The 13,477-nt window shown below is 72.1% G+C and carries 15 protein-coding genes; 8 read left to right on the top strand and 7 right to left on the bottom strand.

What is annotated here, in order from left to right; translation table 11 throughout:
• Window positions 1-9: 9 nt before the first annotated feature.
• Window positions 10-1,071, top strand: a complete 1,062-nt coding sequence (locus tag DV20_RS22995) for an MBL fold metallo-hydrolase (protein ID WP_043783553.1) — start codon at window positions 10-12, stop codon at window positions 1,069-1,071.
• Window positions 1,068-1,322, top strand: a complete 255-nt coding sequence (locus tag DV20_RS22990; RefSeq protein WP_013224398.1) for a Smr/MutS family protein — start codon at window positions 1,068-1,070, stop codon at window positions 1,320-1,322. The genes DV20_RS22995 and DV20_RS22990 overlap by 4 nt, the downstream gene beginning before the upstream one ends.
• 43 nt (window positions 1,323-1,365) lie before the next feature.
• Here the strand turns inward: DV20_RS22990 and DV20_RS22985 are convergent, their stop codons facing one another.
• The 6 genes from DV20_RS22985 to DV20_RS22960 form a co-directional block, all read right to left on the bottom strand.
• Entirely contained in the window at window positions 1,366-1,965 is a 600-nt protein-coding gene (locus DV20_RS22985; protein WP_043783551.1) for an Rv1733c family protein, read from the bottom strand.
• 131 nt (window positions 1,966-2,096) lie between these two features.
• On the bottom strand, window positions 2,097-2,636 hold the full coding sequence (gene hsaB, locus DV20_RS22980; RefSeq protein WP_043783549.1) for a 3-hydroxy-9,10-secoandrosta-1,3,5(10)-triene-9,17-dione monooxygenase reductase subunit: 540 nt from the start codon (window positions 2,634-2,636) through the stop codon (window positions 2,097-2,099).
• Entirely contained in the window at window positions 2,633-3,544 is a 912-nt protein-coding gene (hsaC, locus tag DV20_RS22975) for an iron-dependent extradiol dioxygenase HsaC (protein ID WP_043783547.1), read from the bottom strand. The genes hsaB and hsaC overlap by 4 nt, the downstream gene beginning before the upstream one ends.
• Entirely contained in the window at window positions 3,544-4,389 is an 846-nt protein-coding gene (gene hsaD / locus DV20_RS22970) for a 4,5:9,10-diseco-3-hydroxy-5,9,17-trioxoandrosta-1(10),2-diene-4-oate hydrolase (protein ID WP_043783546.1), read from the bottom strand. Before hsaD ends, hsaC begins: the two co-directional genes overlap by 1 nt.
• Window positions 4,389-5,552 (bottom strand): 3-hydroxy-9,10-secoandrosta-1,3,5(10)-triene-9,17-dione monooxygenase oxygenase subunit, encoded by a 1,164-nt coding sequence (hsaA, locus tag DV20_RS22965; RefSeq protein WP_043783544.1) that lies wholly within the window; start codon window positions 5,550-5,552, stop codon window positions 4,389-4,391. Before hsaA ends, hsaD begins: the two co-directional genes overlap by 1 nt.
• A gap of 35 nt (window positions 5,553-5,587) precedes the next feature.
• Window positions 5,588-7,189, bottom strand: coding sequence for an FAD-binding protein (locus DV20_RS22960; RefSeq protein ID WP_043783542.1), 1,602 nt, complete (start codon window positions 7,187-7,189; stop codon window positions 5,588-5,590).
• 99 nt (window positions 7,190-7,288) lie between these two features.
• Between DV20_RS22960 and kstD the strand changes: the two genes are divergently transcribed.
• Genes kstD through DV20_RS22930 form a run of 6 tightly spaced genes read left to right on the top strand, consistent with a single transcriptional unit; the run spans window position 7,289 to window position 12,728 of the window.
• Window positions 7,289-8,953, top strand: a complete 1,665-nt coding sequence (gene kstD / locus DV20_RS22955; protein WP_043783541.1) for a 3-oxosteroid 1-dehydrogenase — start codon at window positions 7,289-7,291, stop codon at window positions 8,951-8,953.
• A complete protein-coding gene (locus DV20_RS22950; protein WP_043783539.1) occupies window positions 8,950-10,086 on the top strand; it encodes a Rieske 2Fe-2S domain-containing protein in 1,137 nt (378 codons plus the stop codon). The genes kstD and DV20_RS22950 overlap by 4 nt, the downstream gene beginning before the upstream one ends.
• The gene (locus tag DV20_RS22945; RefSeq protein ID WP_043783538.1) at window positions 10,083-10,340 is read left to right on the top strand and encodes a hypothetical protein; all 258 of its coding nucleotides are present in this window, start codon (window positions 10,083-10,085) and stop codon (window positions 10,338-10,340) included. Before DV20_RS22950 ends, DV20_RS22945 begins: the two co-directional genes overlap by 4 nt.
• Window positions 10,333-11,364, top strand: coding sequence for a ferredoxin--NADP reductase (locus DV20_RS22940; protein ID WP_043783536.1), 1,032 nt, complete (start codon window positions 10,333-10,335; stop codon window positions 11,362-11,364). Before DV20_RS22945 ends, DV20_RS22940 begins: the two co-directional genes overlap by 8 nt.
• 10 nt (window positions 11,365-11,374) lie before the next feature.
• Window positions 11,375-12,226, top strand: coding sequence for a MaoC/PaaZ C-terminal domain-containing protein (locus DV20_RS22935; protein WP_043783534.1), 852 nt, complete (start codon window positions 11,375-11,377; stop codon window positions 12,224-12,226).
• A gap of 49 nt (window positions 12,227-12,275) precedes the next feature.
• Window positions 12,276-12,728: a riboflavin kinase gene (locus DV20_RS22930; protein WP_043783532.1), complete on the top strand. Its 453-nt coding sequence runs from the start codon at window positions 12,276-12,278 to the stop codon at window positions 12,726-12,728.
• A gap of 107 nt (window positions 12,729-12,835) precedes the next feature.
• Here DV20_RS22930 and DV20_RS22925 read toward each other — a convergent pair whose 3' ends face one another.
• A complete protein-coding gene (locus tag DV20_RS22925) occupies window positions 12,836-13,420 on the bottom strand; it encodes a DUF5134 domain-containing protein (protein WP_043783530.1) in 585 nt (194 codons plus the stop codon).
• Window positions 13,421-13,477: the final 57 nt, after the last annotated feature.

Raw genomic sequence — 13,477 nt, 5'->3', positions numbered from 1 at the left:
ACTCGGGGCATGAGGAAGAAGATCACGGCCCTGCGGGACCTGCCGGCGGCGTTCGGCGCGAAGGCCACCGGCGCCCGGGCCGAGCGGGTCCGCTCCTCGCCGCAGTTCGACGGCAAGGTGTTCCGCAACGCGGCGCCGCGGCAGCCGATGACCGCGGCGTCGATGCGGACCATCTTCCGCGAGATGTTCTTCGGCGAGCACCGTGAGCTGCGCAAACCGGCCGGCGCGGTGCCGCTGGTCGCCTCGGCGCCGGTCGAGGCGGCCGACGGCCTGCACCTGACCTGGTACGGCCACGCGTCCACGCTGGTCGAACTCGACGGCGCCCGCGTGCTGCTCGACCCGGTGTGGAGCGACCGGGTGTCCCCGGCGGCGTTCGCCGGCCCGCGGCGGCTGCACGAGCCGCCGGTGCCGCTGTCCGGGCTCGGCCGGATCGACGCCGTGGTGATCTCGCACGACCACTACGACCACCTCGACCTGGCCACGGTCCGCGAGCTGGTCGCCTCCACCGAGGCGCCCTTCCTCGTGCCGCTCGGGGTGGGCGCCCACCTGGAACGCTGGCACGTCCCGGCCGCCCGGATCATCGAGCTCGACTGGCACGAAGAGGCCACGGTGGCGGGCGTCCGCTTCGTCGCGACGCCGGCCCAGCACTTCTCCGGCCGCGGCCTCACGAATGACGGCACGCTGTGGACGTCGTGGGCCCTGCTGGGGCCGTCCCACCGGGTGTTCTACAGCGGCGACACGGGCTACTTCGCCGGTTTCGCGGCGATCGGCGCGGAGCACGGCCCGTTCGACGTGGCGTTGATCCAGGTGGGCGCGTACGCCCCGCTGTGGCCCGACATCCACATGACCCCGGAGGAAGGCGTGGCGGCGGGCCTCGACGTCCGCGCGAAGCTGCTGGTCCCGGTCCACTGGGCGACGTTCCAGCTGGCGATGCACCCGTGGGGCGAGCCGGCCGACCGCGTGTGGACCGAGGCGAAGGAGGCGGACCTGCCCCTGGCCATCCCCCGCCCGGGCGAGCGCATCGACGCCACCGAGCCCCCGGCGGTCAACGGCTGGTGGCAGGCGCTGTGAAGCTGAAGCTGGACCTGCACGACGTCTACAACCGCGGTGGCGAGATCGACCGGGCGCTGCGCGCGATCATCGACGAGGCCGTCGCCAAGAAGGCCCCCCTCGTCGAGATCATCCCCGGCAAGGGCTCGGGTCAGCTGAAGAAGCACGTGCTGCGGTTCCTCGAGCGCAAGGACGTCAAGGCGCTTTACCACCGGGTCGAGAAGGACAAGGACAACTTCGGCCGGGTGTTCGTGCACTTCCGCTGGAAGTGATTCCGGCCCGGGAAGCCGGCCGGCGCCGTGGTGGCGTACGAAGTCAGAACCGGCTGTCGTGGCGGGCTTGCGACCACGCGCGGTCCCAGGCCGCCGCGTGGCAGCGGATCAGGATGAACCGGGCGGTCGCGTACAGGGCCGCCAACGCTCCGGTGATCGCCGACCACAGGAGGATCGCCGCGAACACTCCGTCCGCCGCCGAGGTCGAGGCCGTCAGGGGCTCGCCCGTCAGCTCGCCGCGGGGGTCCAGCCAGATCGGGACGCGGGCGCCCGCCGGGGTGGCCGGGTCGGCGAGGACGTCGCCGGTGTGGCGGGCGCCGCGCGCGTCGAACCAGGCCGCCCGGACCGTCGTCTGGGCGGCCGGGGCGCCGGCGCCGTCGGTGCTGAAGGGCTGGCCGGACGCCGCCGCGAGGGTGACCGCCGTTGCCGGGTGGTGGGTGGCGCGCTCCTGCGCCGCGCGGGCGTTCTGCGCCGCGTACGTCTCGGAGCCGAACGCCGCCGCGAACGGGAGGGCCAGCACCGCGCCGGCGATGGCCAGGAGCAGCAGGAAGGCCTCGACGCGGTCGCCCGCCCGGGCCAGCGGGTTGCGGCCGGGGTGCACCCGCCGCCCGAACCGGGCGATCCGTCCGCTGGGCCCACGCATGCGCGACTCACTCCTCCCGGGAAGATTTCTTCTCGGTAACAGTGTGCGCGCCGGGGCTCGGCTTTTTCTCGTCAATGGGATGCGGCCCACCTGTGAATCCCTGCACAACCACCCGGTCGTGCGACCGCCGGTCACAGCCAGTCGTCGGGGCGGGGCCAGGGCATCAGGGCCGCGAGCGCGTCCCGGGCCGGCTCGGTGACCGCGTACCGGCCGCGGTGGAACAGCAGCGGGCGGGCCTCCGAAGGCGCGCCCAGCGCCGTCACCCGGCCGATCACGACGTAGTGGTCCCCCGCTTCGTGCACCGCTTCCAGGGCACAGTCGATCCAGGTCAGCGCGCCGTCGAGCAGGGGCGCGCCGGACGGCGCCGGCGTCCAGGCGAACCGGGCGAACTTGTCCTCGCCGCGGGCGCCGAACACCGCGCTGACCTCCTGCTGGTCCTCGGCCAGCACGTTGACCGCGAACCGGCCCGCCGCGGCCAGCACCGGCCAGGTGCGCGAGGTGCGCGCCGGGCAGAACAGCACCAGCGGCGGGTCCAGCGACAACGCCGCGAACGACTGGCAGGCGAACCCGGCGAGCGTGTCGCCGTCGCGGCCGGTGACGACCGTGACGCCCGTGCAGAAGTGCCCGAGCACGCTGCGGAACTCGGTCTGGTCGACCGCGACGGAGGTCATGCGCCCGGAGGCCGCGCGCCGACCGAGAAGTCGTGGCCCCACAGCGAGACCGCGGTGCTCTCGCGCGCGATCCAGTTGTCGTCGTCGACCTGGCGGCCTTCGCAGCCGAACTCGACGTCGAAGCCGCCCGGCGTCTTCATGTAGAACGACAGCATCAGGTCGTTGACGTGCCGGCCGAGCGTGGCCGACATCGGCACCTTCCGCCGGATCGCGCGGTCGAGGCACAGGCCGACGTCGTCGGTGTTCTCCACCTCGACCATCAGGTGCACGATCCCGGACGGCGTCGGCATCGGCAGGAAAGCCAGGCTGTGGTGGCGCGGGTTGCAGCCGAAGAACCGCAGCCACGCGGGTGGCCCGTCGGCGGGCCTGCCCACCAGCTGCGGCGGCAGGCGCATCGAGTCGCGCAACCGGAAGCCGAGGACGTCCCGGTAGAACCGCAGCGACGCCTCGTCGTCCTTGGTGGACAACACGACGTGGCCGAGCCCCTGCTCCCCGGTGACGAACTTGTGGCCGTACGGGCTCACCACGCGCCGGTGCTGCAGCGCGACGCCGTGGAACACCTCCTGGGTGTTGCCGGACGGGTCGTCGAAGCTGATCAGCTCGTCGACGCGGCGGTCGGCCAGCTCGTCCGGCGTGCCCTCCTTGTAGGGCACCGACGCGCTGTCCAAACGCGACCGCAACTCGGCCAGCTCTCCCGCGTGGGCGACCTCCCAGCCGGTGACGGCGAGGCGGTCGGCGTCACCGGGTGAGATGACCAGCCGCGCCGGGAAGTCGTCCATGCGCAGGTACAGCGCATCCGGATTGGTGCCGCTGCCTTCGACCATGCCGAGCACCTTGAGCCCGTACTCGCGCCACGCGGCCATGTCGGTGGCTTCGATGCGGAGGTAGCCCAGTGACCGGATGCCCATCAGGAACTCCCGAGGAAGTCGAGGGCCAGCCGGTTGAACTCGTCGAACTTCTCCAGCTGGGCCCAGTGCCCGCAGCCGCCGAACACGTGCAGCTGCGCGCGCGGAATCGTCTTGAGCGCCACCAAGGCGCCGTCCAGGGGGTTGACGCGGTCCTCGCGCCCCCAGATCAGCAGGACCCGCTGGCGCAGGCGGTGGGCTTCGCGCCAGAGCATGCCCTCTTCGTACGTGCCCGGCTGCGCGAACGACATCCCCATCGCCCGCATGGCGGCCAGGGACTCGGGCGTGTTCGCCGCGGCGAAGCGTTCGTCGATCAGCTCGTCGGTGACGAGCGCCTGGTCGTGGACCATGATGCGGAGGAAGGCTTCCATGCGTTCGCGCGACGGCTTGGCCGCGAACCGCCCGAGGTTCTTGACGCCCTCGGTCGGGTCGGGCGCGAACAGGTTGACGCTCAGCCCGCCCGGCCCCATCAGCACCAGCCGCCCGGCGCGCTTCCCGTGGTTCAGCGCGAACCGCACCGCCGCGCCCCCACCGAGGGAGTTGCCGACGAAGTGTGCGCGCTCGATGCCGAGCGCGTCCATCAGCCCGGCGACGGCGTCCGCGCTGTGCCGGAAGTACTGCGGGTGCTCGGCCGGCTTGTCCGACCGCCCGAAGCCGGGCTGGTCGACCGCGATCGTCCGGTAGCGCTTGGCGAACTCCGGCAGGTTGCGGCCGAAGTTGCTCCACGCCGACGCGCCGGGCCCGCCGCCGTGCAGCAGGATCACCGTCTCGGCGTGTTCCGCGCCGGCTTCGTGGTAGTGCAGGTTCAGCGCACCGGCCTGGACGTACTTGCCTTCGGGAGCCGCCATCAGTACATCGCGTTTTCGACGGGGAGCCCGAAGGCGCCGGTGCCGTACATGACGTAGGCGCGCTCGGCGTCGTTGGCCGCGTGGACGCGGCCCGCGTGCGCGTCGCGCCAGAAGCGCTGGATCGGCGTGCCGCGCTGGATCGCCCGGCCGCCGGAGTTCTCGAAGAGCCGGTCGATGGCGGCGATCGCGCGCTCGGTGCCGCGCACCTGGTCGCGCCGGACGCGCAGCCGCAGGTCCGCGGGCAGCCGTTGCTCGCGCTTGGCGAGTTCGTACAGCTCCTCGATGTTGCGGGTCAGCTGCAGCCAGGCGGCGTCGATCTCACTGGCCGCCTCGGCGATCCGCACCTTGGTGAACGGGTCCTCTTTGGACTGCTCGCCGGCGTACGCGGCCCGCACGCGCTTGCGCTGGTGCTCGACGTGGGCGTCGTAGGCGCCCTGGGCCATGCCGATGATCGGCGCGGTGATCGTCGTCGGGTGCACCGAACCGTACGGGAGGCGGTACAGCGGGCCGGGGTTGACGGCCTGGCCCGGCACCTTGCACTTCGACGTCGCGATGAAGCTCAGCGCCCGGTGCTGCGGCACGAAGACGTCCTCGACGACGATGTCGTTCGAGCCGGTGCCGCGCAGGCCGATGGTGTCCCAGACGTCCACAATGGAGTAGTCCGAGATGGGCAGCAGGTAGGTGCAGAAGTCGACCGGCTTGCCGTCGGCGAACGCGGGTCCCCCGAGCAGCACCCACGTGCAGTGGTCGCAGCCGGAGGAGAAGCTCCACCGGCCGGACAGGCGGTAGCCGCCTTCGACGACCTCGGCCTTGCCCATCGGCGCGTACGACGAGGAGATCCGCACGTCCTGGTCCTCGCCCCAGACCTCCTGCTGCGCCTGCGCGTCGAACAGGGCCACGTGCCACGGGTGGACGCCGAGGATGGAGGCGACCCAGCCGGTGGACCCGCACGCGCTCGCGATCAGTTTGACGGCGGTGTAGAAGCTGGTCGGGTCGGCCTCGAGACCCCCGTGGAGCTTCGGCTGCAGCAGCTTGAAGAACCCGGTCTCCTGCAGGGCCTTGACGGACTCCTCGGGGACGCGGCGCGCGTCCTCGGTGTCCTGAGCCCGTTCCCGCAGGACCGGCAGGAGGTCCCGGACCCCGGCGATCACCTGCTCGCTCATGCGCAGTTCCTCTCTCGTTTCCACTCCCGAGAAGACTAGAACACGTTCTCGTTTTTGTCGAGAACGCCCTGCGCCAGGGCACTGTTGATCCCCGCTCTGCGGCCGGAAAACACGCAGTCGGCCAGGGACAGGCCGCTCACGTAGGACCTGGAACAGATTCCCACGGCGGTGCGGCCGGCGGCGTACAGCCCGGGGATCGGCCCTCCCGCCGTGTCCCGCACCGCGCCGGTGTCCTCGTCGACGACCAGCCCGCCGAGCGTGAGCATCGGCGTCGGGTACCCGAGGTTGGGCCGCACGGAGATGTCGATGAGCGAGTACGGCGGGTTGTCCAGGCGCCGCGCGAACTCGGCCGGCTTGCCCACCGGGTCGCGGTCGCCGTGGTAGGCCTCGACGCTCGCGCGCAGCCCCTGGGGGTCGACGCCGGCCTTGCGGGCCACCTCCTCGACCGTCGCCCCGGTCACCCGGCCGCGCCGCAGCAGGTAGCGCAGCTGCAGACCCTGGAACCACTGGCTCTGCGCCTTCGTGTCCCGCCGCGCCTCGGCGACGATCGGCGCGTCGACGAGCAGCCAGCCGCGGCTCCCGTGCTCCTCGATGAGCTTCTCGCCGACCGCGGCGCCGTACCGCGACTCGTCGATGACCCGGCGGCCCGCGGCGTCGACGATGATCCCGCCGAGGAACGCGCTCGGCGGCGTGATGAACCGCCACGCGGAGATCCGGCCGAGTTCGCCCGTCGCGGCCCCGGCTTCGACGCCGAGGCGGATCCCCGAACCGTCGTCGGCGGACGTGCCGAGCGGGAGCCCGCCGCGGTAGGCCGGGGCGTGCTCCCGCACCATCTCCCGGTTGGCGATGAACCCGCCGGCGGCGAGGACGACTCCGCGCCGAGCGGAAATCCGCAGCTCACGGCCGTGCGCCCGCTCGAAGCGCTCGACCCGGCGGTGCAGCGACCTGCGCAGCGACGGCACGTAGATCCCGGGCTTCGCCGCGTACTGCGCGAAGCGCTGGTGCCGCGCCCGCACCGACGCGGAGGCGTCGCTCAGGGTGTCGGCGACGAGCCCGGTGACGCGGCCGGCGTCGTCGCGGATCAGGGTGCGGGCGGTGGTCTGGGTCAGCACGCGGATGCCGCGGGTGCGCACGGCCGCCTGCAGCCGCGCCATCAGCATCTTCCCCGAGGTCCCGGGGCCCTTGACGCGGTGACCGCGCGGAGCGGGCTTCGCCGCGTCGCGGAACCCGCCGGCGGCCTCGCTGCCGGAGTAGTAGAGGTAGTGCCGGTCGCTCGGGTACGACGTCTTGTACGGGCAGAGGCTGCCTTCGAACGGCACGCCGTTGCCCTCCAGCCAGGTGAGCATCTCGCGGCTGCCTTCGCAGAACCGCCGCAGCGTCCGCTCGGAGACGACGTCCCCGGTTTCCAGCCGGAGGTAGGCGTACATCGCGTCGACGGAATCATCGACGCCCGCGTCCAGCTGCTGGCCGGTGCCGCCGCCGGCGTAGACGACGCCACCGCTGACCGCGCTGGCCCCTCCCCCGGCGAAGCGCTCGACGATGATGACGTCGGCGCCCGCGTCGGCCGCTTCGAGGGCGGCACAGGCGCCGGCCGCCCCGAACCCCACGATGACCACGTCCGCGACGAGTGCGTCCATGGTCGCTACCCTAGAACTGAAACACGTTCTCGTCTATGGTGACCAGCACGGCTCCCAACTGGATACTCGTTACCTGGAACACGTTGCAGGAGAGGTGGCATGACGGAGCAGTTCGACGTCGTCGTGGTCGGCAGTGGCGCCGCCGGGATGACCGCCGCGCTGGCCGCGGCCCACCACGGCCTGAGCGTCGTCGTCCTGGAGAAGGCCGCCTGCTTCGGCGGCTCGACCGCGCGCTCCGGCGGCGGGGTCTGGCTCCCCGGCAACCACGCCCTGCGGGCCGCCGGGATCGACGAACCACCCGAACGGGCACGCGAGTACCTGGCCTCGATCGTCGGGGACGCCGTCCCGGCCGTCCGGCGGGACACCTTCCTCGCGCACGGCCCCGAAGTGCTGCGGTTCGTCTGCGACCACACGCCGCTGGAGTTCCGCTGGGTCCGCGACTACAGCGACTACCACCCCGAAGCCCCCGGCGGTCGCCCCGGCGGGCGGTCGGTCGAGCCGGTCGCCCTCGACGGCAAGCTGCTGGGCGAGGAGCTGGCCCACCTCGAACCGCCCTACAGCGCTCCCCCGCTCGGCGTGCCGATCACCCAGGCCGACTACCGCTGGCTCAGCCTCCTCGCGAGGCACCCGCGCGGGGCCGTCCGGCTGCTGTCGCTGGGCCGGCAGTGGCTCGTCGGCAAGCTCCGCGGGCAGCGGCTGCTGAGCATGGGGCAAGCGCTTGCGGCGGGCCTGCGGGTGGGCCTGGCCGAGGCCGGCGTCGAGGTCCGGCTGACCACGCCCCTGGTCGACCTGCAGGTCGACGGCGACCGCGTCACCGGCGTCGTCACCTCGCACGGTGTGGCCGAAGCCCGGCGCGGCGTGATCCTCGCCAGCGGCGGCTTCGAACGGAACCTCGAGATGCGCGAGAAGTACCAGCGCGCGCCGATCGGCGTCGACTGGACCGTCGGGGCGGCGGCCAACACCGGCGACGGCATCACCGCGGGCCTCCAGCTGGGCGCGGCCCTCGACCTGATGGACGACGCCTGGTGGGGGCCGACGCTGCCGCTCACCGGCGGCCCGTGGTTCGCCCTCGCCGAGCGGTCGCGGCCGCGCAGCATCATGGTCGACGCCCGGGGCGAACGGTTCGTCAACGAGTCGGCGCCGTACGTCGAAGCCGTGCACGCGATGTACGGGCCCGGGGACGGGCCGGGCGAGCACATCCCGACCTGGCTGGTGTTCGACCAGCGCTACAAGGACCGGTACATGTTCACCGGCATCGGGCCGCGCCAGCCGCTGCCCGGCCGCTGGTTCAAGGCCGGGATCGCGGCGAAGTCGTCGACGCTGGCCGGGCTGGCCGCGAAGATCGAGGTCCCGGCTCAGTCACTGGAAGCGACCGTCGAGCGCTTCAACGGCTTCGCCCGCCGGGGTGTCGACGAGGACTTCCACCGTGGCGTCAGCAAGTACGACCACTACTACGGCGACCCGCGCAACAAACCGAACCCCAGCCTCGGCCCGCTCGACAAAGCGCCGTTCTACGCGGTGAAGGTCGTGCCGGGCGACCTGGGCACCAAGGGCGGGCTGCGCACCGACGAGCACGCGCGGGTGCTGCGCGAGGACGGCTCGGTGGTGCCGGGGCTGTTCGCCGCGGGCAACGCCGGCGCCGCCGTGATGGGCCGGACGTACGCCGGGCCCGGCGCGACCATCGGTCCCGCCATGGTGTTCGGCTACCTTGCGGCGACGCGGCTGGCGCACGAAGATCGACCGAGCACGGGAGGGCAGCGATGACGCAGGATTCGGTACGCACCATCTACGCCGGTGAGCCGCCGGCCCGGTTCGCCCGCGGCTGGCACTGCCTGGGCCTGGCGGAACACTTCCGCGACGGGAAACCGCACGCGATCACCGCGTTCGGCACGAAGCTGGTGGTGTGGGCGGACTCGGCCGGGCGGCTGCACGTGCTCGACGGCTACTGCCGGCACATGGGCGGCGACCTCACCCAGGGCAGCGTCAAGGGCGACGAGGTGGCCTGCCCGTTCCACGACTGGCGCTGGAACGGCAAGGGCAAGTGCGTCTCGATCCCCTACGCCAAACGGGTCCCGCTGCGCGCGCGGACGCGGGCGTGGACGACGGAGGAGCGCAACGGGCAGCTGCTCGTGTGGCACGACCCGGAGGGCAACCCGCCGCCCGAGGAGCTGGCGATCCCGCGGATCGAGGCCGACGGCAGCGCCGAGTGGAGCAACTGGACCTGGGACCGGATCTTCATCGACGGCTCCAACTGCCGGGAGATCATCGACAACGTCGTGGACATGGCGCACTTCTTCTACATTCACTATGCCTACCCGACGTACTTCAAGAACGTGTTCGAAGGCCACATCGCCACGCAGTACCTCAACACCAAGGGCCGCCCGGACATGGGCATGGCCTCGAACTACGGCGGCGAGGACAACCTGCTGCGGTCGGAGGCGTCGTACTTCGGGCCGTCGTACATGATCAACAAGCTGGTGAACTCGTTCCAGGGCTACGAAATCGAAAGCGTGCTCATCAACTGCCACTACCCCGTGACGCCGACGTCGTTCGTGCTGCAGTACGGGATGAAGGTGAAGAAGCTGCCGGGGATCTCCGACGAGCACGCGGACAAGATCGCCGCGAAGCTCGCCCGCGGGATCGGCGCCGGCTTCCTGCAGGACGTCGAGATCTGGAAGCACAAGACGCAGATCGACAACCCGCTGCTGTGCGAAGAGGACGGTCCGGTCTACCAGCTTCGCCGGTGGTACCAGCAGTTCTACGTCGACGTCGCCGACGTCACCGAGGACATGACGCAGCGGTTCGAGTTCGAAGTGGACACCACGAAGGCGAACGAGGCGTGGGCGGCGGAGGTCGCCGAGAACCTGGCGCGGCAGAAGACCGAGGCGGAAGTGTGACCACCGCCGAGCAGACCGAGTTCCTGTCGGGCGGGCTGCGGCCGCACGAGTGCCGCAGCTGCGGGACGTGTGTGCTGGTGAAGAAGAACAGCATCCAGCACACGAGCATCCAGTGGACGTCCCGGCCCGCCGACACCTGCCCGGTGTTCGCGGGCTCCGACGGCCCGTCGGCGCTGCTCGACACGTGCCCGGAACTGGCCGACAGCATTTCCGCCGCGGTCCGCGAAGGCACGCTGGCGGTGGCCGATGGCTGAGCGGGTCTACACGCTGACCGTCGCCGACGTCGTCGTCGAGACGCCGGACGCGCGGTCGGTGGTCTTCGAGATCCCGCCCGAGCACGCCGCGGCGTTTTCCTACGCGGCCGGGCAGTTCCTGACCTTGAAGATCCCCAGCGACCGGACCGGTTCGGTGGCCCGGTGCTATTCGCTCTCGAGCGCGCCGCACGAACACCGCGTGCAGGTGACGGTCAAGCGGACCGACGGCGGGTACGGGTCGGGCTGGATCTGCTCGTCCTTGAAGCCGGGGATGCAGGTCGACGTGCTCGCGCCGGCCGGGGTGTTCAGCCCGGCGTCGCTGGACGAGGACTTCCTGCTGTTCGCCGGCGGCAGCGGCATCACGCCGGTGATGGCGATCCTGAAGACGGCCTTGGAGCAGGGCTCGGGGCGGGTCGTGCTGGTCTACGCCAACCGCGACGAGCGGTCGGTGATCTTCGCGGGCGAGCTGGCGTCGCTGGCCAAGCGGTACGGCGACCGGCTGGTCGTCATCCACTGGCTGGAGAGCGTCCAGGGCCTGCCGGACGTCTCGCAGCTGCGCGGGCTGGCTTCGGCGTACACCGCGCACGAGGCGTTCCTGTGCGGGCCGGCGCCGTTCATGGCGGCCGTGCGCGAGGCGCTGGGACAGCTCGGGGTGCCGCGCGAGCGGGTGCACGTCGAGAAGTTCACGTCGCTGACCGGGAACCCGTTCGAGGACGTCGTCGCCGAGGAGGAGCCCGCTTCGGACTCGTCCCCCGCCGCCCTGACGGTGACCCTCGACGGCGACACGCGGACGCTGACCTGGCCGCGGCAGCGCAAGCTCCTCGACCGGCTGCTGGACGCGGACCTGGACGCGCCCTATTCGTGCCGCGAGGGGCAGTGCAGCGCTTGCGCGTGCCGGGTCGTCTCGGGTGAGGTGAAGATGCTGCACAACGAGGTCCTCGACGCCGAGGACATGGCGGACGGCATCGTGCTGGCCTGCCAGTCGCTGCCGGTCACCGACGCGGTCTCGATCAGCTACGAATAGGAGTTCCCGCGTGCCCATCGATCCCGAGGTCGCCATCGGTGCCGAGATCGGCGAGGTGAGCTTCGCCTGGACGTCGTCGGACGTGCTGCTGTACCACCTGGCTTTGGGCGCCGGACCGGACGAGCTGCGCTACACCTACGAGCAGGACCTGGTGGTGCTGCCGACGTTCGCGACGGTCGCGGCCAACCTGCGCGTGTTCGACCCGCCGGCGTTGTCGTTCCCGGGGGTGGAGATCGACCTGGCGAAGGTGCTGCACGGCAAGCAGGAGATCAGGCTGCACAAGCCGATCCCGGTCGAGGGCAAGGCGGTGGCCCGGTCGCGGATCGCCGACGTGTACGACAAGGGCAAGGCGGCGGTGGTGGTCCAGGAGGTGGCCGTCACGTCGTCGGCCGGCGATCCACTGTGGACGGCCCGGTCGAGCATCTTCGCCCGCGGCGAGGGCGGCTTCGGCGGCTCGCGCGGGCCTTCGGAAACCCTCTCGTGGCCTTCGGGGGCGCCGGACGCCGTCTTGGAGGTCCCGACACTGCCGCAGCAGGCGCTGCTGTACCGGCTGTGCGGCGACCGGAACCCGTTGCACGCGGACCCGGCGTTCGCCCGGGCGGCCGGGTTCGAGCGGCCGATCCTGCACGGGCTGTGCACGTACGGGATCGTCGCGCGGGTACTGGTGAACGAGTTCCTGGACGGCGACCCGGCGCGGGTGGCGTCGTTCGCGGCGAAGTTCGCCGGCGTGGTGTTCCCGGGCGAGACCCTGCGGATCCGGGTGTGGCGCGCGGGGGACGGCCGGCTCCTGGTGACGACGTCGGCGATCGAGCGGGACGACGCGCCGGTGCTGGCGGACACGGTGCTGGTGTCCACTTCCTGAACTCCGCTCGCCGGCCCGCTAACGTGGGTGGGAGACTTCGGGAGGACGAATGCCGGAATACTTCGTGGTGCGGGGCACGGTCGAACCGGGTGACCAGCGCGGCCGCGAGCTGGGCTTTCCGACGGCGAACATCGCCCTGCGCGACCAGGACGGCAGCCTGGGCGACGGGGTGTGGGCGGGCTGGATCGGCCGCCCGGACGGAACGAGGCTCCCGGCGGCGATCTCGGTCGGCCGCCGCCCGACGTACTACGGCGCGGACGGGTACCGCCTGCTGGAGGCCCACGTCCTGGACTTCACCGGCGACCTCTACGGCGAGACGCTGGTCGTGTGGCTGGGCGCCCACCTGCGCGAGCAGCAGAAGTACGCCTCGGCGGAGGACCTGATCACGGCACTGAAGAAGGACATCGCGGCGGCCACCCAGTGGACGGCCGACCACCCGGCGGCTTCGCTCCCGGAGCCCGGCGAGAGCCCGCTCGGTGAGGTCCGCCGGCTCACGGTTTGAGGTCGCCTGCCCGCCGCGGCCCCGAACCCGACGGTTCGCGCGGTCGGCGCCGGCTCGCCCCGGCACCGGCGGGGGACCCCCAGGCCGGGGACCTCTCGGAGCCGCGCTCACAAAGCCGCGGCCAGCAGCATGTAGCCCATCCCGGCGCCCATCGCCGCCCGGCACACCGCGCGGGACGCGTGGCCGGACGCCGCGGGCGCCGGCTCCTGGCCCGGGTCCGCCGTCGAGACTGTCGAGACCGTCGAGCCCCGGAGCGCCAGCACTCCCGACCACGCCGCGTCGGCCACGAAGTACCCCGCCGCCACCACCGCGATCAGGGGCAACGCCAGCCGGGCGTCCATGGCCGACATCGTCAGCCACGGGCCGTGGCCGGCTCCGCCGTGGGGCATCGCCGTCACCATGTACAGCATCGCCGCCGCCGAGAGGGCGTGGTGGGCGCACGTGCGGTTCCGCCACCAGGACACGGCGAACCAGCCCGTTGTCAGGGCCAGCACCGCCTGCCAGCCCGCCGCCGGGATGGGGCCGCCGACCGGCGAGGACATCGCCACCATCGCCAGCACCAGGAGCAGTTCCGCCAGGTCGCCGTGGCGGACGCCGTGGCCCAGCCGCGCGTAGTCCAGGCGGACCAGGCGCAGCACGCACGGGAGCACCAGCGCCGCGAAGACCGCCGTGAGCGCCCAGTCGACCGCCATGGCCTCACTCTCCGTCGTGGGTGGTGTCTCCACCGTGACACCCACGCCGTCCGGGCA

Source organism: Amycolatopsis rifamycinica (assembly GCF_000695625.1).
GTDB classification, from domain to species: domain Bacteria; phylum Actinomycetota; class Actinomycetes; order Mycobacteriales; family Pseudonocardiaceae; genus Amycolatopsis; species Amycolatopsis rifamycinica.
This window is presented reverse-complemented; position numbering and strand designations above follow the sequence as displayed.